Source organism: Paenibacillus tyrphae (assembly GCF_024158745.1).
GTDB lineage: Bacteria > Bacillota > Bacilli > Paenibacillales > NBRC-103111 > Paenibacillus_G > Paenibacillus_G tyrfis_A.
Window position 1 is genome coordinate 1 of sequence record NZ_JAMZAW010000035.1, and the last position, 22,373, is coordinate 22,373.

A 22,373-nucleotide genomic window follows, 5' to 3' on the forward strand; every position below is an offset into this window, starting at 1 on the left:
AACCGGAAGGTATTTTTTGAGAAATCTTCCGTCCGGATCTGCCCGGCAAACGGATAAACGTCTTGAAAAATATGATGATGAATCTTTTTTAGGTGGTCCAGGTCAAATTTTCCGGAGGTTGGTTTTTCCATCAATTCAGCCAAGCGATTACCGGTTTGAAGACCTTCAAAAAATTTAAGCTGCTCTTCATCTCGAATGCCGGCATGATTAATCAGAACTTCGGTGCCGGGGTAGCAATATTTAGATTGTACAAAATCACTCACGGGTTGCGAGCTCAACAGACGCCTTTACGAATTCCGCCTGGGAGATCTCCCCCCTTAATTTTTTTCGAATCAGCTCTTCGCCTTCTGCCGTAACCGTAATCCCCTCAATGGCCAAGTTGGCCAGCGCCTGGCGCAAGGCGTCTTCGATCTTTTCATCTTTAGTCATGTTCGATCCCCCCACATGGATTATAGATATTTCAATCGTTGAAGATACTCGATGTACGCCTTTATCTCATTAAGAGTGTCAATACAACCTTCTCGCCAAATATATCTTGGCGATTTTTGATCCTCTGGACTTGGGTGATTTTCCTTTAAAAGATGTTCATTTTTTTTAATTTCCCCTATTAGCCGCGAGTGTACGATAGCAAGAAGCTCTTTTTCATTAAGAGTAATCTCTCTCATTCTTATAAATTCTCCTTATGACGATGGATCCAATAAGCCTATTCTTCATTTTGGCCCTTAAATTGATTCTCGTAATATGACTTTAATTCTGGCTCTCCTGAATGGTTGAAAAACAGAAGGAACTTCGGATGAACTTGATCCGAATGAACTTGTTTCATTATAATTCCTATTTCCCTAAAGTTCGCATCGCTAGGATCTATAATTCTTACTTCTCTAATTACCATGAGCAACCTCCTTACACAACATATTATTCAGTGAATGTTCATCACTACAAGTGAAATCCGCCTACAGCTTCGTCGATAATGTCCTGATTAATTCCGATGTATCGCAGCGTAATGCTTGGAGCTGAATGGTTGAATATCTGCTGGAGCAGTGCCACATCTTTGTATCGCTTGTAGAAATGGTAGCCGAATGTCTTCCGGAGCGTGTGTGTCCCGATCTCGGCCAATCCGACCTCCGCCGCCGCGCGGTTGAGTATACGGTAAGCTTGCACCCTACCAATGTTCTGTTTCGTCCGGTAAGATGGAAAGAGCGGATCGCTGTCCTTCTTGCCGCGGATATACTCATTTATTATCTCTCGCAGCTCGCTGTTGATCGGGAAGCGCCGCATTTTTCCAGTCTTGCGCTCTCGATGCGTCAGATGTGACCTGTTCCTCACATCCTTTACGTGGAGTAGCAACAGGTCGCCTATTCGCAACCCCACATTTATACCCATGACAAGCAGGAACCAATCACGCTCGCTCTGCTGCCGAAGAACTGCCTTCATCGCATCCAGTTTCTCTACACTCCGAATCGGTTGTACAAATTGCATCCGTATCGCCTCCGTTTTAGAACATATACTCCTATACGGATTAGCGAACGAATGTACTCATATGGATGCTTGCTTGTTTATCAACCAGTTCAAAATGTTGCTTAAAGCATTGTTGCCATAGACCATACATAAGACTTGTTGTAACTTGTATCTAACACATAAGGCTCATTTGAATCTTTATAGTTAATATTGCAAGAAATAATTTTAATATAGGTGTCTCCAACATCGAATACTACTGAAATGTGTTCAGAAGCTTCTTTTCGGAATTTATCCGCAGGGTATTTTGTGCGGTGAACCTGTGCATTGTATACCCATGATAAATCTTTTTCGGCAAATTCCTTTACCTTGGACAAAAATTCCGGGTGCCCATTTGTAATTCGTGATAGTTCATTAAAGTCAATCTCCCAGCTTCCTGATTTACCAGCTTCACCCGTTAAGACACCTTTAACTATTTCCTTTTCTGCATACCATTCGCCTGCAATACTGTTTTTTGGCATACGAACACTCCTCACTCAGACACATGATTTTGTCGAAAATATTAGAATGCCCTCTTATGAACAAATTTATTCATTATGATTCATGCTCAAACAGTTCAACTTCAACATCACGCCCAAAAATTAGTCGCATCTTGTGCATTATCTCCGATTCACGACACGACAATTTAAGTTGTACCCTATCGTCACCTTCCAACTCAAACTCATGCGTATAAGGCAAACTGCTAATCATAATCCATTTCATACATGTAAACCTCCTATTCATTTTGTTACTTTTTTGAAAACCAATTCGGTATTCCAACTAAAATAAATAATAGAAATAACAATGAACCTGATAACCAAACTAAATATTCGATGAAAGATTCCATGATTTACACCTACTATTCATTTTGTTACTTTAAGAATGATTTTTTCAGCCAAAGCGCCCACAAAAATAAATGAGAAAGCACCGATAAACATAAGCCAGGTATTCCAACGAACCCCATCTATAGGGATACCATGAAATTTCGCGTAAATAAATGCCCCCGATACTAAAAAGATCATCAATACCATTGGAAAGCAATAGAATATGCGAAAAAGCATCAAAGTTTTAACACCTCGCTATTCAATATGTATCATCATGACTACGTGGGACGGACGTTATAGCATTGTTGCCATTTGGCTTATGAATGGTTTCGGGTAACTAGCTATTGTTACGAAGCTATTCCCATCCTGATGATCGGTACAGCATGAAAATAGATTAATAAAATTGCCATAAACATCAAAAACAATCGCTATGCGTTCGTATTTTTCTGCCCCTTGAATATTCTCCAAATTAAACCTATAGACGGCAGCATTTTTAATCGAGAGAGTCCCATAATCATTAATAAACTCCGATACCTTATGAATAAATTGAGGATGGTTATTCGTAATTAGAGCAAGTTCATCCATGTTGATTTCCCATTTCGGGCTTAGCGTTGTGCCGATGTTTGTTACCACCCTTTCAACATTTTCTTTTTCCTCATACCAAAGTTCGCTTCTATCCATTACCGCAACTCCTTATGAAAATGTATATTCATCGAATTACTTAATACCACATACCATCCGTTGCATAATGCCACCATTCGCCATCAGTAAAATGAACATGTAAGCATTTCTCTTTGGCATTCCATGTAATTTTACTGATGTTATCTCTGGAATATTTCTTTCTCATTTCAGAACCCATTGCATTATGATGACTCTCGAAAACTCGTTCAAAAAGTCGCTGCTGATCTACAGTCAACAAACTAAATCCAGTCGAATAAAATCCCATATTCTCATGCACACTCCTCTATTCAATATGTTCCTTAACAGTCGGAGACAAGGGAAATTGATATTCAAATTGTTACTTCCTCGATCTACGATTTCGGTAGGGACTCCAAAATCTATCTATCGTTCTAGTCAAAGCAATTCCGAAACAAAGAACTAAAATTCCACCAAATATAAACAATAGCCATCCCCAGAATCCCATGAAACCACCTTATTCATTTTGATGTTTTGAAGATTTCAGAAAAGAGAATCCATGCATCATCCTCATTTTGTTCAGCCGTAACATGGACCTCAACAAAAACTGAAGAGAACATTTTATTTGTGAATTGATACTTGTTCATAGATGATGTTGCACCGATTATTTCAATACTCCATCCATTTTTCAAATGTTCCATCAATACATCCTCCTTGCCCCGTTCCAGTCCTTTGAGATATTGTTCAAGTGCTTGCTGAATCCCTCTATAAAAGTCGCTGTCAGCATCCATCTTCTTATGTTTTTCCTGTGGGTTCTCCACCCCGTCAGCAAAAAAGCTTGTGTCTAATAGCGGCTTCCCTTCCCTAATATCGAACCGGAAATGAGTTTTTTCAAATTCGTTAATTTGGAGAATCCCCCAAGAACCCGCCTGAGGCATTTCTAGTTTCGTTATCCGATAGTAACTCATATCATGCACGCTCCCTATTGGTAATTCTGCAGCTACTTCCAGAAGTCTTTCAGCTTTATGTTATTTGCCTTTAGAAGAAATATCGCAAGTCCTACAAGACCCAAGAACATAAACACATACTGCATAAGGCCGCCCCTTTCGTCGCTTCACTATGAATTCACCCTCTGGATCATTTCTTGAAATTTCTTAGTAGCCCAGATGTAAAATTTATCGTGACGATCAGAAGAAAAAGAATGATACTCCCAAATACAACTCTTAAGCCCCTATACGGGTTACTTCGCAATAGTTTTAACATTAATTTGGCTTTTTCTTTATCGGATAGAGAATTGCTTCGAAGTTGCCGTTCAATTTCAACATTTTTGGAGATGCTATCCATAGTGACCTCCTTCAACTTATTGATCTTCGTAATATTCCCTTAATTCTGGCTCCCCTGCTCTATGGCCAGAACGTATACTTAACGAATTAAGACTCGCGGCGAACAGATTTCCAAGATTTAGATGACTCTGGATTTTGATCAACCCGCTCTATTTGTTGTAGCAACGTCAGTTCTTCTTGTCTTTCCAATTCAGCCAATCGCTCGTACATAGCTTCAAACAGCTCGTAACTAACAATGACCGTTTCTACATTTCCATTCTCAGTAATGAATTGTGGTAAAGATTTGGCTCTTTTCCGCACTTCACCGAATTTCTTTGATGCTTCCGAGCTCGAAATTAGCTGGTCAACATCGAATTTGGGCTTATACTTCGACGTACCCATCTTCTGATTCCCCTTTACCAAAAATACAATTCTACTTACTTATTATACCATAAAGTACCGTAAAATGATACGGAATATTTAACGGAATCAACTTCTGTCTTGGCCAATTTACGCGAGCTTTAGTTGAACCAAAGAAAAACAAAAATGCTCCGAGGGCAAAGTCCCACGGAGCATTTTGACCGATGCTTTCGGATTTATAAATAAAATACCATATATTTCTTTAATTGTCTATTACCTCGATCTGTGTTGCCTCCAATACTCGTCATCATCAATGATAATCGGAACGTCCACCGATTTCTGGTACCCGGTCGATGAAGTCGCCGTGAATCGGAAAATCACCGTGCCATTCTTCCAGCGCATCATTGATTCGTCCCACAAGCTTCCCGTCCAAACACCATCAAACTGTCCGCCGCTGTCTTTTGTCAGCCTCGTCGTGAAAATCATGTCCATAATGTTCACGTCCACGTTAACCACATTCCCTATGGTGTCCGCTTTAAGCAGGAATTTTTCGCCTGGGAAAAAGACATCGTAGGTTCTCGGAGCATTCTCTGTTTTGGTCTTGGAAAGATTGTACTGGATCCGGTTTTTATTCCATTCGTCGGTATGGTTCACGTAGCCGACCAATACGATAGGGCTGACCACAATTCGTCTCGTGACGCTATGGCTCGCGCCATAAGGATCGGTCGCCGTCAGCGTCACATCATAGTCTCCAGGCTTTGCAAACCGAATCAGCGGGTTTTCGGCCGTATCGGTACGAACCGTGTTCCCCGGCTCATGGATCTGCCAGTCATACGTGAGCGGATCCCCATCGGGGTCTGTAGACTGATTTATCAGCTGGATATGATCGCCTTCCCATGCCGGGCCTTCGAAGATATCGGTCGGCGGGTTGATCTTCCACGTGAAAGCAGCTACAGGCGGACGGTTCGTAAACATCCAGCGCGTTTGCGACCATGCCGAGTCCGTGTACTCGTCCCAGACCTTCACTTTTACTTGCACTTTAATGCCGGCCGGAAGTGGATCCACCACCTGGAAGCTGCCGGTCCCTTCTTTCGTGTTCCGCATCATTGGGCCGGTATTCACGAGCTCGGTACCGTCCTCTTTCGCGATAATCAAGTGATATTTGGTGAACGTGGTGTCTGGATCCGGATCGGTCTGATTCCACGTAATCAGCGGCTTCACGCCGCCAATGGATGGATTGTCATACGTTCCTGTTGGAAACGTCAGCTCGGCAACCGGCGCAAAGTTGATCCGGAACCATCCGATATTCGACCAGTTGGACCACAGGTCACCGTCACTTACCATTACTTTCGCATAGAGCAAAACGCCATGAGGCAAATGGCTGTCTACCGTAAAGTCTCTCGGCCCCGGTGGATTGTCCTGATTTCGAGTCACATCGTAAACGACGTTTTCCTTGCCGTCTTCATACCGCTGAATGACCTGCAGCCTAAAAGCTTTCAGGTTCTGGCCATCGATATCGTTCTGGATCCAAGACATCGTCGGTGTCGTCGTGCCGATAATGTTTGGCGAGCTTTCATTCGGCCCGTTCGGGAACGTCAATGTCACCGTTGGCGGACTGTTGAGCCTCATCCACCCAATGTTTGACCAATCCGAGGACCGATACGCATTCTCCGCCCGTACTTTCACTTGGTACAATTCCCCACGCTCGATATCCATAGGCAGCTGCCACGATGCCGAGCTGTGCGGCGGCGCGTATTGGTCCTTTAATCCGCTGCCGACGACCAGGCTACCGAATTTGTCCAATACTTGCACCTCGTAACCGGTGAAGTTCAGGCCCGAATTATCGTCTTGGTTCCAGGTGATGGTTGGCTTCGTTGTATAGACGATCGTCGGGGCATCCTTCGAACCGGTTGGATGTGTCAGCTGCACAGTTGGCTTGCCGATCTCTGGCACTCCACCCCGGAGGGTAATGGTTGCCGTCGCCGGGTACGACTTCGCACCATACTCGTCAATGACCTGCAAATATACGGTATATGTCCCCGCCTTTTTCGGCCTGGTCAGTTTCTCCGCGACAAACATGCCGTCCGGATCGACGTAACCATATTCCCGGGACACGATCCCGCGCATGCTGCAATAATCGTAGCCCGTCACATCGGGCGCGCTGCAGCGTGCCGGGTCCCCCACCGCCCGATTCGGATCGAATCGGTCCGGATCATAGGACGTATCGTTCCAAGCGACTGTGCCGTCTCCGTTCTCCGCGAGGGTGAACTGCGCGACTGGCCTGCGGTGAACGATCAACTTTTTCTGGAACGTATTGGACCATTTGCGGTATTGATCAAATACCATGCTCGCCCATAAATAGTTCCGGTTCGGATCGTCCTGCGCCCGTAGCGTGAGCATGTATACCCCAACCGCATCAAAGGTTTGCTGCGGAGCGTCGAACGTCTTCCCGTTCAGTGTGGACAGTCCTTGATTGTTTAGGAACTTCGGCGTATGCGTTACTCCCCAGCGGAAGTTGCCTGCCATCGGATCATTTTCCGGATCTTCAAACAGAATATTTTTATACCGGACGTTGGCCGATGCCGATCCGTTTTCCCAAATAGCGTAGTCGGACATCCAATCCCGGCTATCCTGATTCTGCTTGATTGAAATGGCCGTGAATGTGACAAACGACTTGTCAGTGAACGGCCCCATCTTTCCTTCCGCGAACGTGGCGTCCTGTACCTCAAACACTGGCACGCCGTTCATGAATACCTGAATGTTATCGCCTGATAGGCTGATTTTGAATAGATTGTCCGTGTTATCGAACGGCCACGCCTGGCTGCGCAACACGGTTCGGCTCCCGCCGACGTAACGGCTTAGATAGAGCGTAGAGCCGTCCGTTTCCAAGCTGTACCGGTTGGTCGGGTCGAGCATCCGGAACGAAAAGCCGCTTAGGCTTGTATCCTCGTTCGGACTTGTCATTTTCATTCGGAACGTAATGTCCGTATCACGATAGCTGTCCGGAGAAACGAACTGACCGAGAACAAACCCTTTCCGTAGTACCGGATCTTGATCCAAAGGACCGCTTTCGAGATACATGTACTTATCGGTTTCCGTGAAGTAATAACCATTGCCCATTTGTCTTTTTACCGTATTGTACATCCCCAAAAACAGGCCGTCCCCTACATAAAATCCGCCTAAGTAATTGTCTCCTCGCTCTTGTTCATTCGATGCTTCATTCAATAATTCGCCCTCATGAACATTGAAACGGCTGCACTTTCCATCCGTCCCCCAGGAGCAACCTCCTCCACCATCATTGAATCCGCCACCAGGAGTTATGCCAACTGTGTACGGATAGTTGTATGGAACAGGTCCGTCCGATACCGCGCCGGTGTCCATATTCACGTATTGTCCGAAGCTGTGGTGGTCGCCACGACCGTTCATCAGATCCATATTCGTGTAACTGCGGGTCAGCAAGGTCCGGTTATATGGATTTACAACGAGCGCCGTAAAATTGTTGTAAAGCATTTCTCCACCCAATGACGTGTTGGAAGGATAGAACCAGTCCATACCCGCCAATCTGGCGGTCCATCCCATGCTCAAGTCGTTGTTGATGCGCAGCAGATAAACGCCGATCGGGGCATCCTCGTTATATCTTCTGTCGATTTTAATGTATCCGTCGGCCCGGTCGCAGGAGCGTTTAATGTAGGTATAAAACTCCCCGTCCGGCCCTTTCCATAACCCGTTTAGATCACTGTATTTACATTGATAGTCTTCGACATACTGCTCAGGAACCGGGCGCCCCAGCATCGTATTATAATATTTTCTTTGGTATTTAATCGTGCTGTCCGGGAACGATTGTCCGCCTCTTCTGACTTCCTGGAGCTGCGGATTAATCTCGACGAACCCAATGGCAGACGCCCCATTACTAGAGTTCTTCTGATACACGATGACCAGGCTTTCGCCTTTTGTCATCAGCGAGAACGTCTTCCGTCCGACATAATCCTTTTCATCAACCGACATTCCGAGTACTTCCCAGCCGCTCTTGAGCGGATTGTCCTTATTGCTCGAAAGCAGCTTACCGGTATACGCATCGTATGCCTCAATCATAAAGGAGTTGTTGGCCTTGCCGACGCCGCACGTCCAGCTTCTCGAACCATCGTCGTTGCGGCAAGTGGTGAAATAATCGTACATTTTGATGTTCGAAACCTTGTAGATGATTCCGCCTGCGACCTCATACTTCACAGACCCTTGATACTCGCTCTCCAAGTATACTTCTTTCGTATAGGTCGGCCCATTCGGAGAATCGCGGAACGGTACGGCGACAGTATACTTGTCCGGCGCGAGGATAAAATCATACGGGTCCCGATCCCATAGATGAAACAGGTTGTTAGCTGCATTGTTCCATTTTCTGCTGTACTGCGGCAGCTTCTTTTTATTAAATGCGTACAGCTTCGAGCCCTCGTCAAAATAAAGATACGTTTTGTTCGTACGTACGAGCGAATTGAACTTCGCTGGAGCATATCCGGGTACATACGTCCTCGCATCCGGATCCCAGATCGTTGATGGGACTAAGATGGGGGTACTGGTCAGCGTGGATCTGCCGTTCACCCACTGATAAACCGTACCTTTATACGAGCTGACAAAGTTTGCGCCGAACCCGAGGTCCGGCCATAGGAACGTTCCGAAGACGTTGGTCGGTCCTTGTGGCGGATTATCTCGCTTGATGATGCTTTCCTGGCGCTCCATCTCTCTTCCCAAGCCCGCCCGCAGGACAGCGCTGCCCTCGGCAGCCCACCGGTAAACATAGTTATTGATCCGGTTATTCGTGTTCGTATCGAACAGCGCCCACGAACTTACGATTGTACTCGCGTTAAACATAATAGGCGGATTCATGCCTGGCTGATCGTTCTGCCCTTCAATGGCAAAGAAAACGTGCGGCGCATTATTGACAATATCCAGCGTTCGCGGCGCTTCCGGCTGCGTATCGGATGCCATGGCGCTTTTCCCGTAATCCTCCGTCACTTGGACATCAAACAGATACTTACCAACCATGTCGGCCTTAAATACAAGCGTGTTGTTATCAAAGGATACGACTCTTCCGTCTGTTCCTAGAACATCCAGCCACGGATCGTCTTGGAAACCGTTGTTTGCAGCGTCGTATTTGAACCGCCATTTGACGGAAACGATCTGATCGCCGTCTGGTGAGTACGATTGGTTCCGGATGGTGACCGTTTGATTCCGGATACCGAGCGGCGGCACGACGATTTTACCGACCGGGGGTAAATCCGGATGCACGATAATGTCGCACGAGCTGGAACTGGTCGATTCCAAGCCTGAGTAATCTACGACTTTGGCCAGCGTGACAGTCGCTGTAACGTCCTGCAGGGTACCGTTATAGTACTTATCGAGCTTGTTTACCCATAAGTCCTTTGAATGGTCGATAGACTTCCTCGCCGGGCTCCAGCTCTTATCTGCGTGGATCGCTCCAGGAGGGACAGGACGATTTTCTTTAATCTCCTTGGGCGCTGTACAAACCGCAATAGGGTTCGGCTCCAAAACGTTCAATGTCACAGTTTCCGTTCGCGTTCCGCCGCGCCCATCGTCGGCGGTTACTTTGACATTAAACATTCCCGCCTTATCGGCCTTGATCCGATAATAGCCTTCCGCATCAAGTGTCTTGCCCCATTCCTCGTGCAGCTGCTTCCCTATTTTTTGGACCCATGGATCTGTGTTTGAGTCGAAGTCCCACTTCCACCGAATCGGATCGTTGTCCGGATCGGAGGGTGACTTCGGATCTGAATTATTATCGTGGATCACGCGGACGTTCACGATATCATCAACCAAGAAATATTCCGGTGGAAAAATACCGTACCGATCTTGGTTATAGAACCAACCGGCTTTAAAATATGGCGGTCGATTATTCGGATCCGGGAGAACTGTTAGTGGTTTTTCCTTAATCCAGTCCGTTTCTCCGCAGGAAGTTTCGATTTTGATGGCAATGTTATTGACTCCCTCCCCGAAGTAAAACGGCCGGCCGTTCGGATAAGGGAACTGGCTGTGGACGGTTTGGCCGTTGACCCGGTTCGTCTTCCAATACTGACCCTGGTATATAAACCGGTAGCTGTGGCCGGTATATGTACAACCAGGCGGGATTTTGAAGTTAATTGGCTCCAGCTCGAAATTATCCCGGATTTTGATCGTTTGGCCGGGTATAATTCTAAAGTCGCCGTCAATGCCAACATCTACAGGAAAATCGAACGGCTTGTAGTTGTTGTCTTCCCCGCCGTCCGGGCCTTCGTCGATCGTATTGTCCGAATCGACAAAAAATCCGATCAATAGTTTTCCTGGCTTCATCGCCGTATACTGAAACGTGCCGGTAATATCCACGTTCTGAGCTGCGTTTGTAAAGGATTCTTTATAAATCGTTTTGCCATTGGACCGGTCTTGAAACAGGATCGAAAAAGACTTGTTTTTAATCGGCTCCCCGACATTCCGGAACGTGTACGTGAATGTTGTCGGCTCTCCGATCTTCACTGGCCCGTTCGATACAAGATCAATAGGAATCAAGTCTGGAAAGGTTGGCTTTTTGTAGAACACTTCAATCCGGCCTTCGAACTTATAGGTTTTGGCGCTCCAGCGGGTATCAGCGTCCATAACATAATTTCGGCCTTCTTGATTCTTGTTATAATTTTGGTTACTTTCGGGCCAAAGAATATAGTCTGTTTTTCGAGAATTAAAAGCTGATGTAAAAGGCTTGGAAACTTTTAAGTATCCGAAGCCATCTACTTTTCTCCCAAACTCTTCTACTTGAAGCCCTCTGGCGACTGTAACCGCCTTTGTAATTGTAATGCTTTTAGGCTCTATACGATCCGGCGTAATTTTTTCCCCATTAAGACTTTCATCAAAGTAAAAATCTTGTGGAGGCTCAACCTGATACGCTGTCGTAACCGCTGATCCGTCCCATTTCCGCAAGTCAGGTTCGTTAAAAGTAATATATTCGCCTGACGGATAAAGCTGGGCGTCACTGGGAAACAAACCAGGGCAAGGAGATGGTATCGAATCAGGCGAACCGTTACAACTTCCAGGAAATTGATAATGCTTGGTTCTTTCTCCCTCCGTATCCCAATATTTCCCGCTAGGGTCACGCCAAATAATATGACCAGGATTAGTATAACGTTTTCCATATAACGGGACAGGAACACCGCCCGTTAAATTTTTAAACATGAGATTATCATTAGTCACTTCATAAGCATTTGAATCAATTTTTCTTTCCGCGCCGGTCTCATCCTTCATGTAAACTTCAACACGCTCAATTATCTGAGTTCCTGAATTTAACGGTACTGAATAATTCGTTAGTGTTGATGACTGCTCGAACGTTTTAAAGTTGATCGCGGCCATGATATAGTCCGGTCTTAGCAAGACGAACACGGAGACACCTAAAATAAAAATTGTGGCTGCTGCAATGATTTTCTTCCATTTTTTTGATATAAGCATAGCAGCCTGCCCCCTTAACTATTCTTTTTTTGCAAGATCAAATTCAGCCCCATTGTTTTCATACATTCGAAGACTTGCATAACCGTATTTTTTCATTTGATCTTGAACTTGTTCCCTTGGCAGTACGAAAAAATACCATCCATCAGGAGCAAAATCTGATGCACCAATCCCTGGAATAAAAAATCTATTATCTACTTCACCGTTCACGTCAACAATGTTTACCCTCATAGATCCAGTCACAGGTGCTAATTGCCCCCATAATGTATATGTAAGAGGGGCTTTCGTTTCATTCGTTATCTTCAAATTCAAAGCAACAAGGTAATCATCTTTACCTATAGGTTTTCCATCGACTTTCTCTAGTTTCCCTTCAAAAGTGGACCTAAAAGCTCCGTCTTTCTCCTTTAAATCCATAATTAAAACTTGGTGTACTTTTACGGTTGCGGTGGTTTTCTCCAATGGCATCTTATAAGGCAATTCAACAACGTGCCCCCCCCACATGGTTTGCACGTTGCTGCCGGTCAGCTCCACTTCGGCATAACTCGCCGCACGCTTATCAACTTCAAGCTTCTTGCCCTGGCTCACATCCAAGATCCGTTGAATGATTTTAACAGACTGTGCCCGCGTGGCCGACTCTTCTTTACCGAGCTGGCCGTCAGCCATGCCGGTAATCAAACCTTTCTGCGTGGCCAAAAACATAAATTTCTTGGCGTCGGTGTTATCCTCCGGCGCTTGCAGCGTCTTGTCGGAGGCTCTGACGGCCAGCCGTGCCATTTCCATCCGGGTAATAGGGGTATTCCAATCCCCGGTTGTAAAGTCCTTGTATTGGTGAATTCCGGCTTCTACGAGAGCGGCCACATACGGGGCGTACCATTCACTATTTCCCTGCACCGGCTCCGCCTTTAATCCGGCTGCTTTCGCCGTCATGGTCATGAACTCTGCCCTCGTAACGGTGTGATCAGGCTTAAACGATCCGTCCGGATAGCCGTCGATGTATCCGGCTGCCACGATGGCCTTAATATCCGGCTCTGCCCAGTGACCGGAGATATCGCTTAGAGACACTCCGGCTTTTTGTTCTGCAGCCACCTTTGGTTGCTCCGCAGCTGCCGGCGTCGTAACTTGATTTGCATTCGCGCTGCAGGCGCTCATTAACAACATGGTCAACATTAATGGCATAGTTTTCAATACTCGTTTCATTGAAAATTCCTCCTAAAAAGATTTCCCATCACTTCACCTTATTAAACTTTGCGGTTGTTCTAGAGGCCGTAAGGATCATCTGTCCATTCTCTAATTTGAAATCACACACCGCAGAAACCCCTCCGAAATTGAATTGGAGCTTCTTATTCTCATCTAGAAAGCTATATTTTCCACTGCTTGAATCGGCTAATACGTAAGTTCCATCTTTAAGAAACTCAATGGTTTGACTGAATGGCCCCGTGTGAAGCTTATCAATAATTTCCCATTTACCTACGACATCTGGCTTGTTATCGCAAGCGGCCATTACAGTTAGCAAGCTTATAAGCAAAAGAACAATATAAGATATTTTCTTTAGGTTTCTCTGATATATGTTCAACGTTTTTAAGCTCCTTCCTAAGATTATCTTTCCTTCCAGGTATGAGCCGCCGTCCGGAATACCGGTGGTGCGTTCTTGAACACGGCTCTGTATCTCGGCCTGCCGAGATTCACGGTGATTACAACAGTAGGATTCGTAATGACCATCGTAAAGTAATTGGACTCGTGCTCGTATAGCTTCGGAAAGGTCGTATTGGATTCGTCAAAAAATTCGATTTTATAGCTCATTTGATCGAGCCAATAAGTGCCGGGGATCGGCTTAAATTGGTTGTCCAGGCTCAAGTGCGTTTTGAGCATGTATTCCGCTGCCTTGATCCCCTCGGCTTGGTTAAAGACCATTCTTCCTTCTGCATATTGATCGTTCTGGATATACTGAGCAGCTGCAGCAGCTGCTTCCTCGGCTGCGTATTTGGCTCGAAAATCGTAACGCTGGAACCGATCATGGTCTTCCTGGAAGTACAGAAACGCGGTGCAGAGCAGGACCATTGCAAAGCCCAAAAGAAACGTCTTCATGGGGCCGGGACCTCGCTTGCTACGGCGTCTTTCAGAATGTAATCCGTTTTATTGGCTTCATCCGTGACGCCAAAAAATCGACTTAGCGCTAAGATCCGTTTTATGGGAACCTTCACTTCGTAATAGATCATTTCCCGTTGATCGAATGCATTCATCCGATATTTGGGAGTCGTTGTTGCCGTTACGCTAATTTCGCTTTGATCGACGTGTAATTTTGCCGCAATATCGGCTTTCATCGTATTGATGTTGTCCGTCGTAAAATATCCGTCTGTGCGGGCCTTTTGAGCAGCTTTATGAACAATCTCATTCACCGTCTGCATGTTGTAATGGTTCGTGCTGTTAAGCACATACTGAACCGGAAAAAACATTAGGAGCATGATCATGCCGCTCATGATGATGAATTCTTTCAAACGTTTCGCTCCTTCCTATCGAAAGAGGACTAAGCCCTCTTTCTTTACGGAGTCGTAACCGTACCTGCTTTTTCGATCTCTTTATAGTTGTTGATCATGGTCCCTCCGGTACGCACAGATTCGCTTTTTAACGAATTCGTGTTACCGGAGACGAAGATATTTATAATAAGAACTGCCAGAACAACAAATGTAACAACAGCTATGAATTTTGATACCATGGAATGATTCCTCCTAAATTTTGAATTAAGGTCTTGTGACGTTTCCCGTTTTTTCGATTTCTTTCATGTTATTGATCATGTTATTGCCTACGCGTGTAGACTCGCTTTTCAGCGAGTTCGTATTTCCAGAAACGAAGGTGTTAATGATAAGAACCGCCAAGACGACAAATGTGACAACAGCTATGAATTTTGATACCATGGATTTCTCTCCCGCCCTAGTTAATTGTTTTCATGCCTTCTAGCATGTCGATGAAGAACGCTACTGTGAGAAAATTTAGTAGTGCAGCAAACGAAGCGATACTTACTACGGCATAAATCAGATAAGCTTTGGCTTGATTTCGCCGCATCTTTTGCGTTTCGCGTTCGCGTTTTACGATCTCCTGAAAGAGAATCATCTGTCCCTTCAGCTCAATAGGATTCAGCACTTCCAGCTTGTACAAAATGTTGGCCAGCTCCTCACCTTCCTTGGTGCCGACCGCTTTTTTAAAGTACTCGCAAGCCTCCTCCCTCATCCCCATACTCCACATAGCAATCATTCGGTTAAAAATGGGCCTCATAATTTTTGTGAATTTCCGGAGCTGATCGAGGATGAAGCCCGATCCGGGAGGTTTATTTTGCTTAATCACGGCTAAGTTTTTCAGCTGCGAGATGGCCCTGTAAATCTCTAGATTTTTTTTATACCGGTGATTCTCCGTTAAAAAATCAATCGCCATTTTGAACGGTGTTTTCCGGTTAAAAATATGGGTTTTAGGGGCGCTGATTAAAAACAAGATGATCACATACAGCAATTGGTTTTGAATGGCAGTGCCGTCTTTCATTTGGAGAATCAGCAGAAAAAACATCCAAACGACGAAAACAACATAACGACCGATTTGATATTGTACTGCATTAACCCGGATCCCCGATTCCTCGAACATCGGATTTAACGTTTTTTCGTCGATCCGATTTTTTACGATTTCTTGAAGCTGATTAAATCGATTTCGTCTGAGCTGGACTTTATCGAAATTAAAGGCAAACTTCATTTGGTAAAAGCATAAGAACGCCAGCATAGCGAACAGCAGCACGACGAGATAATAGACTACGTTAACCGGTAGAATAGAGCTTCCCTCCTTTTAAAAATCATTTTTGGGTCGCCTGACGAAGTAGTATACGATCGCGTTAATTAATATAAATAACATCGTAAAGATAAAAAACTGAAATCCCTGCGGATTTTGAAACTGGTAAGCGATAAACTTCTTAATGTTAAAGCCGAAGAACTGGAACATTGAGAACACGCTGGCGATATACAGCCCCGGTGCCAGGTATTTGATCATGATAAACGATTCGGTATTGAACTGCTTGTCCTTTTCGGTAATTGCTTTAAGCTCTTTGAGTTCTTCGAGAATGTCTTCTAAAGAGACTTGTACGTTATCACCATATCCAATGGATAGGAACATGTTATTTGCCAGCAGAATCGCCCATTCTGTCTTGATGGAATAGGTAAATTCTTGGATGATCTCGTCAAGCTCCTCAATGTTTCGGTACTGTTTTAGTTCAATTGCCATTCGAAACAGCGCTCTTCTTGTAAACGGTTCGTTCTTCAAATGCGGAACAGTTCGATCCACGGCCTCGATCATATTAAACCAATTGATCTTGTACTGGTTGATCAGCTCGGTCACGAGTCCAACAGCTTCATAGCTGCTTTTCACGCGAATAACGTACAACCGAAGCAATAGAAAAACGTAAGGTGATATACCGAACCCGAATGAAAACATCAAGCTTGTGAGAAGAGGCTGTTTGGCGCTGAGACAAAACAGTAACGCAAGGACCATAAGCACCGCTGACAGCGTTAGAAATGTCAGGATGATATATGGTGACTTTCGATTGAGCGTAACTGAAATCAGCAGCTCCAAATGCCGGTAGTATTTATTTTTCTTTTTTGATCCCTGCTCTTTCTGATTGTCACGATAGCGCTTGACCGTCTTTCTGCTTTTCAAGGAAGGCATAAGCAACGGCATTATAACAAGCCATGAACCGGCCAGGATCAAAAGATAAAAAACGAAACGGATTACCATCTCCATATTTCCGGACATCTTAGGATATCACCCCCTATTTGGAATTAGCGGCATCAGCTTGTCGCTTGGCTAACGAATACCGCATCGAGTTTACATCGTTGAATCCGCCTCGCCCGATCGCCATCCGGAGGCTCGTTGCGCCGGTGCCTTTCCGGTGCAATGAGAAGATGGCTCGGTGTGTCAAGGGGACCGTGGAATACCGGACCGGAGGGAGGATATGCCGCGAAAGCCCCTTGATGCACCGGAGGGCTGCGGTACACTCCGAGCGCAGCGACAAGGGGAGCCAAAAGGCCGCGAGCTTCCGGCTTGCCGGAAGGTATCCATCTTTCTCAATAACGAACAATCATCCCTTGATGAACTTCATGTACGGCAACTGGAATACAGATTGGCCGTTCATAGGCTTTTGTTCCGCAAGCTTCTTCAACTCTTTTTGAAATACTTGGAACGCCTCATAATCCTCCTGCTGGGCGATGGCTTCTTTGTCAGCTCCAATGTCGTATTTAAAGGTCCAGTCGTCTTTTAAAAAGTCATAACGGCAAATTTGGTGGATTGAAATCTCAAGCGTGTTGGGGTTATAGCGAATTTCAAAGATTCCTTTCAATCGCTTCTGAGATTTATCCTTAAGCTGCGTGAATTCAAAGAGGTAATGATACCCCTTGGCCATTTTGATTGTGGTCGCCCAAATATCGCCACCAAACTGCTGCACAATTTCCGTAGCCACGTCATAACAAAAATCGATCGGGTCGGATGTATGATAAGTCATTTTGACCCGCCTGGTCCCCTTCTTAGTCACATCCAGAGAGATTTTTAGGGCAATGCCGTCCCTAGCCTCCGCCGTGATTAAATAGTCCCCGTCGGACCGCATGAGTGGTTTAATTATCTTACTCAGCCGGTCGCCGTCCGCAATCATTTGTATAATCGGTGCCTTCGGCATGATGACATGCAGAGGAATCTCCGGATCGGTCTCGATCTGAATTCCTTCCAGCGCCGGGTCCTCGTATGATTGCCACGTCGTCAAAAATGTCGTTTTCGCGCTTCGGACCGGGCCGACAAAGGCAACGTTATAACCTACTCGAACTTGAGCCTCAAGCATAGGAATGATCCCCGCAGGGATTGTTCCTAGCTCTGCTTGTTTTTCAAACGTATAAACGTCCACAACGTACTTACGGAAAACAACGCTTGTCTCCTTGGCCAGCGAATCCTCGTAAATCATGATCCGGGTGCCATCGAGCATATAAACTTCGTGATAATCTTCATCACGCCGTTTTTCCGGCGTGCGAAGTAGCAACGCCGAAATGAGTTGGTTCAGCCGGTCACGGGAAATTGTCTGTTCGCGAAGCTCGGGGCGACCGTTCATCAAGAAATAAATCCGTTCCCCGATGATCTTGGCCGACGAGCTGCCAGGCATGTTTTTCCATTCGTAGATCCCGGCCACGCCCCAAACTTCCTGAAAAATAGCCGTAGTAATATCGGGGTACCATTTTGGCTTCCACTCATGGATCAGATTATTTTTTTTTAAGTACTCTTCAATCTTTCCCTTAAAGAAGTTAACCTCGGACGAATATCCAATAATCGCCTTCTTATGACGCTCAAGGAGTTTGTCGGATGATTCCTGGCCTTTTCCTTCCGAATCTTCCCACTCCGCGTTGAAGTACATCTTAACGGACTCACATATTTTCTGAAACCGCTCGAATTGCGTGTTCGTTGCTTTGACGATTCGATCTTGCTGTTTTGTGGACTGGCGATGCTGCTGCTCGATGTATTCGTCCAGAAAAAACGGTTGCGATAAGGACATAACTATTCGCCCCTCCGTTTACTCCCTACAATCCTAGAAAGCCAGCCTGCTTGCGGCTGCAGATTGTTTTTGTATTCAATCTTCATTTGTGCAGCAATAAGCTTGCACACCTGCTCCACCTGAGCGTTGAATCCCTCATTCTCATAATGAATCAATGATTTCTGATCGATTTCAGCTTGCCATCCGGAGAACTCCATATGCGGAATCGTCCCGGCCAAACTCATTTTGTAGAGATCCGCAAGCTGCTTGCCCGTATAGATCGAGCTGGTATTGACATATTTATTTGCAATCAGAAGAAAATCGTTCGTTTCCATTTGCAACGCTTTGAATATTTGAGACTCCATTCGCTCAAATTCTTTTCTGGCCGTTTCCTGTTGGGTTGTCACGAGGTAACGGATGTTCGAGCTTCGTAAAGCTCCGACCGCTAATCCAGTACGAATGTTGAAGCCCGCATCAATGATAATGACATCGAATACTTCCCGAGCCAGTTGGATCAAATTTTCTAAATGCTCCGGATGATAGTGCCGAATGTCCAGCAGGCTTTTAGGCCCCTGCAGCACGAACAGTCCCTTTTGCTGGATGCATGTGTGGAACAGCTCGTCCGCTGTCAGGATGTTGTTGAACAGCCGGATCTTAATATCATCAATGCCGACGTTCTCTTCTTCCCTGATTTTGAAATAATGGGTGCCAGAGTTTTCATTCAGGTGAAGCAGCGCAACTTTTAAATCCGTATTCTTGGCGAGCATCTCGGCGCAAACTTGGGCTGTCATGGTCGTTCCAACCTTGCTGTCTGCACCGAAAAACACGGCAATATTTTGATTTCTGCCCCCGATCTCAGGGAACAATTTTTTAATAATGCGATCGACAATTTGATTCATGGTCAGCATCGGCGGGATCGTAACGATATTTTTCGATTCGCATATCGCCGTAATGTTTTGCAGCGCCTGATCGTTGCTCAGGTTTGAAATCATGAAAAAGACGACTTGATTCTTCTTTTTCTCTTGCCGTCCGCTGTAGAACAGGGACAATTCATTGTGATGCACTTCATGGTCGCTAATCACGACTACCTGACTATCCCGCGTGTCTTCCAGGGTTTGAGCGATTACGACTTCGGTAAAATATCCAGTATCGTTCAATGCTTTTTGCAAGTCTACATCAGCGCTGACCAGGCTTAATTTCATTCGGCTCCTCCCCCTCTGTGTACATGAGTACGAATTTATGCCCGTTTCTCACAGATTCTTCCATGCGTTTCATGTCTTCCAGTGTGGCAATCACTTCAATGTCTTTCACCACGGAGCTGCCGTCTATGCGGTCCACTTGACTCAGTGTGACGACCTCCCTATTCGCGCCATCTTTCACGAAGGCAACAATGGCCTTAAAGATCGAGGTTTTAAGATTGGCCCGCAGCAGCTTCTCCTCTTCGCTGTTATGAAGCGTCAGCGGGGCCTCAGTGCTGACGGTTTCTGGTTCTTTTTTCTGGCCCGGCATTCCGTTTTTAGTGGGGTCAGCCTGCGGCTTTTTATCTTTTTGGGTCAGAACGTCAGCCGCGACCTCGTAAAAATAAACCGTATCGTTTTTACGAATGGTGTTTGGTACCGAATAAATCCACTCGTTCGGTATCTTGACAAGCAACTTGTTCCCATCGGTAATTCGTTCCTGCTTATCGAAGTATTGCGGATCGAGTTGGGTATGTTTTGGTATGTAGTGCTTGGCGACCATTTGGACGAGCTGGCTCTTTTCCGTAATGGCATTTGTTATTTTTTTACTCTCTTCCACCTTGATTGCGGAGATCATTCGGTCTTCAATAACAGCTCCTCGCTTCACATCCTCGTTTAACACTAGGACTTCATGGTAGAAATACCGCTCGCGGCCATCGATTTCCCACCACCACATGACAGCAATCAGTAACCCAATTAGTACAATGCCGGTTAGCGGCAAAAGGAATACCATCGCTTTCTTGATACTTGTTTGAAGCTTTGAATTGTACAAGCTTCTGCTCCTCCCATCTCTCTAATTCATGGTCCGATTTACCTATGAATTTAGTTGCATATTTTACAATCTTTATAGTACTATAATACCATATTTACAAAATGCGGTAAAGCAGTATTACAGTAATACGGTATAAAAAGTAAAAAAAAAAACTCCCTCCTTTGATACAATTACATTCGCATTGTCGATACTGGGTAGTTGGAAAAGGAGGGTTGAATGAGGAGTGACTAAGTTGTATTCGGATCCCAAGTTGCCGGACGTAAAGAAGTGGTCGGTCTATGTGCCAAAAGACCGAATTTACAAAAAAATGAAACAGCTTTCTATTGAGCATGATGAACATATTAACAATATGGTTATCGAAGCATTCGAAATTTACATCAAGATATTCCCGGACATTAGCGTTCTTCGAAAGGAAGCCGAAGCACTTCAAATTCCCCTTGATGAGTATATCAAACACATTATTTCGAACCGCCAACAGGAGCAACAGGACTAGCATGATAGGGCTATCTCCAAGTCGATGTCGCTGTATGGATGTTGAAGGAAATGATCGGCACCCACGCGCAGAGCAGAGAGCAGATAGGAGTTACTTGCTTCCTCACTAATGACAACGACCTTCATATGCGGATAGTCCGTCTTGATTTTTTCAACAAAGCTAAAGGCTTCCAATTCCGCATGCTGGATATTGATCACGCAAATTTCGATAGGATTGTTTTTCAGCGTTTCCATTGTCTCATGGGAACTGGTTTCAAATATTTCGAGTTCATCAGAGAAAAAATATGGACCCCGGCCCCTTTGATCCACTAGAATAACCCCTTTTTTTCTCTCTCCTTTCTTTTTGCCATTCTGGCCAGATAAAATTACCTGATTTCTCCCTTGAAGTTTCGCTTCATACGCAGCATCATCGGCAAGCTTGATCCATTCTTCCAGGCTCATACCGTCCCTCCACTCACATACGCCAGCTGAGAAGGTGACAAAGCGTTGTTGATCGCCGTCGTGAACGGCCACCGGCTCGCGACGTGCCTGCTCCAAGATGCTGTTAATTTTCTGATAAGCGTCCTGACCGCTACATCCCGGCATCAGTACGACAAATTCTTCACCGCCGAATCGCCCCAGGATATCACCACCACGGAGATTTCGCTGAATCAGATTCGCCAGTCCCTGCAGCACAAGATCCCCTACATGATGGCCAAAGGTATCATTGATGGACTTGAACCGGTCCGCGTCGGTAAAACTTAGCGACACAGGCGTTTGTAACCGGCGCGCTCGCTCCATCTCATACCGGAGCTGTTGTTCAAAATATCGGCGGTTGTACACTTTAGTCAGCGGATCTCGAAAGGCTGTTTGTTCCAGCTCGTAGGCATGGTCAACAAGGTTTTGGATCCGCGTCAGCAGCTCCTCAATCTCGAAGGGATGTATGAGGACTTCCATGGCCCCGAGCTGAAAGTACTTTTCCTTTTGCTTTTTGTCTTTCGCGAGCACACATACGGGCAAAAAGCGAAGCAGCATGTCTTCCTGCAAAAATTTGAAAAGCGTTTCGACCGGAAAAAAATCATCTTCCTGGTATAGCAGAAATTGAAACTTCTCTTCCTGCAGGAGCTGCTTCGCTGTTTCTATATTGCCAGCTGTACTTGTTGTAAAGCCTTTAGATTGAAGCACGGCGGACAAATTAACACGAAAGTCCTTGTCCCGATCTACAATGAGTATCCGATACAA

Annotated in this window: 23 protein-coding genes and 1 pseudogene; 1 reads left to right on the forward strand and 23 read right to left on the reverse strand. The window is 45.5% G+C overall.

Annotated elements, in window-relative coordinates; all coding sequences use genetic code 11:
- The 22 genes and pseudogenes from NI000_RS33160 to NI000_RS33265 form a co-directional block, all read right to left on the reverse strand.
- Positions 1–263 (reverse strand): annotated as a pseudogene (locus NI000_RS33160) (hypothetical protein); the annotation flags it as partial.
- Positions 256–429: an antitoxin VbhA family protein gene (locus tag NI000_RS33165; RefSeq protein WP_253415596.1), complete on the reverse strand. Its 174-nt coding sequence runs from the start codon at positions 427–429 to the stop codon at positions 256–258. The gene NI000_RS33165 and the pseudogene NI000_RS33160, both read right to left, overlap by 8 nt.
- 20 nt (positions 430–449) lie before the next feature.
- Entirely contained in the window at positions 450–665 is a 216-nt protein-coding gene (locus tag NI000_RS33170) for a hypothetical protein (protein ID WP_253415597.1), read from the reverse strand.
- Between the two features lie 268 nt (positions 666–933).
- Positions 934–1,476, reverse strand: a complete 543-nt coding sequence (locus NI000_RS33175) for a site-specific integrase (RefSeq protein ID WP_253415598.1) — start codon at positions 1,474–1,476, stop codon at positions 934–936.
- Between the two features lie 101 nt (positions 1,477–1,577).
- Positions 1,578–1,973 (reverse strand): hypothetical protein, encoded by a 396-nt coding sequence (locus tag NI000_RS33180; RefSeq protein ID WP_253415599.1) that lies wholly within the window; start codon positions 1,971–1,973, stop codon positions 1,578–1,580.
- Positions 1,974–2,046: 73 nt separating this feature from the next.
- On the reverse strand, positions 2,047–2,214 hold the full coding sequence (locus tag NI000_RS33185; protein WP_253415600.1) for a hypothetical protein: 168 nt from the start codon (positions 2,212–2,214) through the stop codon (positions 2,047–2,049).
- Between the two features lie 140 nt (positions 2,215–2,354).
- Positions 2,355–2,522 (reverse strand): hypothetical protein, encoded by a 168-nt coding sequence (locus NI000_RS33190; RefSeq protein ID WP_253415601.1) that lies wholly within the window; start codon positions 2,520–2,522, stop codon positions 2,355–2,357.
- 87 nt (positions 2,523–2,609) lie between these two features.
- On the reverse strand, positions 2,610–2,996 hold the full coding sequence (locus tag NI000_RS33195; RefSeq protein WP_253415602.1) for a hypothetical protein: 387 nt from the start codon (positions 2,994–2,996) through the stop codon (positions 2,610–2,612).
- Positions 2,997–3,036: 40 nt separating this feature from the next.
- Positions 3,037–3,261: a hypothetical protein gene (locus tag NI000_RS33200; RefSeq protein WP_253415603.1), complete on the reverse strand. Its 225-nt coding sequence runs from the start codon at positions 3,259–3,261 to the stop codon at positions 3,037–3,039.
- A gap of 211 nt (positions 3,262–3,472) precedes the next feature.
- Entirely contained in the window at positions 3,473–3,919 is a 447-nt protein-coding gene (locus tag NI000_RS33205) for a hypothetical protein (RefSeq protein WP_253415604.1), read from the reverse strand.
- Positions 3,920–4,381: 462 nt separating this feature from the next.
- The gene (locus tag NI000_RS33210; RefSeq protein WP_253415605.1) at positions 4,382–4,675 is read right to left on the reverse strand and encodes a type II toxin-antitoxin system Phd/YefM family antitoxin; all 294 of its coding nucleotides are present in this window, start codon (positions 4,673–4,675) and stop codon (positions 4,382–4,384) included.
- A gap of 231 nt (positions 4,676–4,906) precedes the next feature.
- A complete protein-coding gene (locus tag NI000_RS33215) occupies positions 4,907–11,272 on the reverse strand; it encodes a PKD domain-containing protein (protein WP_253415606.1) in 6,366 nt (2,121 codons plus the stop codon).
- 858 nt (positions 11,273–12,130) lie between these two features.
- The gene (locus tag NI000_RS33220) at positions 12,131–13,306 is read right to left on the reverse strand and encodes an S-layer homology domain-containing protein (RefSeq protein WP_253415607.1); all 1,176 of its coding nucleotides are present in this window, start codon (positions 13,304–13,306) and stop codon (positions 12,131–12,133) included.
- Positions 13,307–13,334: 28 nt separating this feature from the next.
- Positions 13,335–13,682: a hypothetical protein gene (locus NI000_RS33225; RefSeq protein WP_253415608.1), complete on the reverse strand. Its 348-nt coding sequence runs from the start codon at positions 13,680–13,682 to the stop codon at positions 13,335–13,337.
- A 23-nt stretch (positions 13,683–13,705) separates the two neighbouring features.
- The gene (locus NI000_RS33230) at positions 13,706–14,194 is read right to left on the reverse strand and encodes a hypothetical protein (protein WP_253415609.1); all 489 of its coding nucleotides are present in this window, start codon (positions 14,192–14,194) and stop codon (positions 13,706–13,708) included.
- A complete protein-coding gene (locus NI000_RS33235; protein WP_253415610.1) occupies positions 14,191–14,604 on the reverse strand; it encodes a hypothetical protein in 414 nt (137 codons plus the stop codon). Before NI000_RS33235 ends, NI000_RS33230 begins: the two co-directional genes overlap by 4 nt.
- A 44-nt stretch (positions 14,605–14,648) precedes the next feature.
- Positions 14,649–14,822, reverse strand: a complete 174-nt coding sequence (locus NI000_RS33240; protein ID WP_253415611.1) for a hypothetical protein — start codon at positions 14,820–14,822, stop codon at positions 14,649–14,651.
- 215 nt (positions 14,823–15,037) lie between these two features.
- Positions 15,038–15,739 (reverse strand): hypothetical protein, encoded by a 702-nt coding sequence (locus NI000_RS33245; RefSeq protein WP_253415612.1) that lies wholly within the window; start codon positions 15,737–15,739, stop codon positions 15,038–15,040.
- Positions 15,740–15,934: 195 nt separating this feature from the next.
- Entirely contained in the window at positions 15,935–16,894 is a 960-nt protein-coding gene (locus NI000_RS33250) for a hypothetical protein (protein WP_253415613.1), read from the reverse strand.
- A gap of 325 nt (positions 16,895–17,219) precedes the next feature.
- The gene (locus tag NI000_RS33255) at positions 17,220–18,671 is read right to left on the reverse strand and encodes a hypothetical protein (protein ID WP_253415614.1); all 1,452 of its coding nucleotides are present in this window, start codon (positions 18,669–18,671) and stop codon (positions 17,220–17,222) included.
- Between the two features lie 2 nt (positions 18,672–18,673).
- Complete coding sequence (locus tag NI000_RS33260) at positions 18,674–19,852, reverse strand: AAA family ATPase (protein WP_253415615.1); 1,179 nt, start codon at positions 19,850–19,852, stop codon at positions 18,674–18,676.
- A complete protein-coding gene (locus NI000_RS33265) occupies positions 19,827–20,660 on the reverse strand; it encodes an SAF domain-containing protein (protein ID WP_253415616.1) in 834 nt (277 codons plus the stop codon). The genes NI000_RS33260 and NI000_RS33265 overlap by 26 nt, the downstream gene beginning before the upstream one ends.
- Positions 20,661–20,883: 223 nt before the next feature.
- On the opposite strand from NI000_RS33265, the gene NI000_RS33270 reads away from it, so the two are divergent.
- Positions 20,884–21,153 carry a hypothetical protein gene (locus NI000_RS33270; protein WP_253415617.1) on the forward strand — a complete coding sequence of 90 codons (270 nt, stop codon included), beginning with the start codon at positions 20,884–20,886 and terminating at the stop codon, positions 21,151–21,153.
- Here the strand turns inward: NI000_RS33270 and NI000_RS33275 are convergent.
- Complete coding sequence (locus NI000_RS33275; RefSeq protein ID WP_253415618.1) at positions 21,150–22,373, reverse strand: GGDEF domain-containing response regulator; 1,224 nt, start codon at positions 22,371–22,373, stop codon at positions 21,150–21,152. The genes NI000_RS33270 and NI000_RS33275 overlap by 4 nt on opposite strands.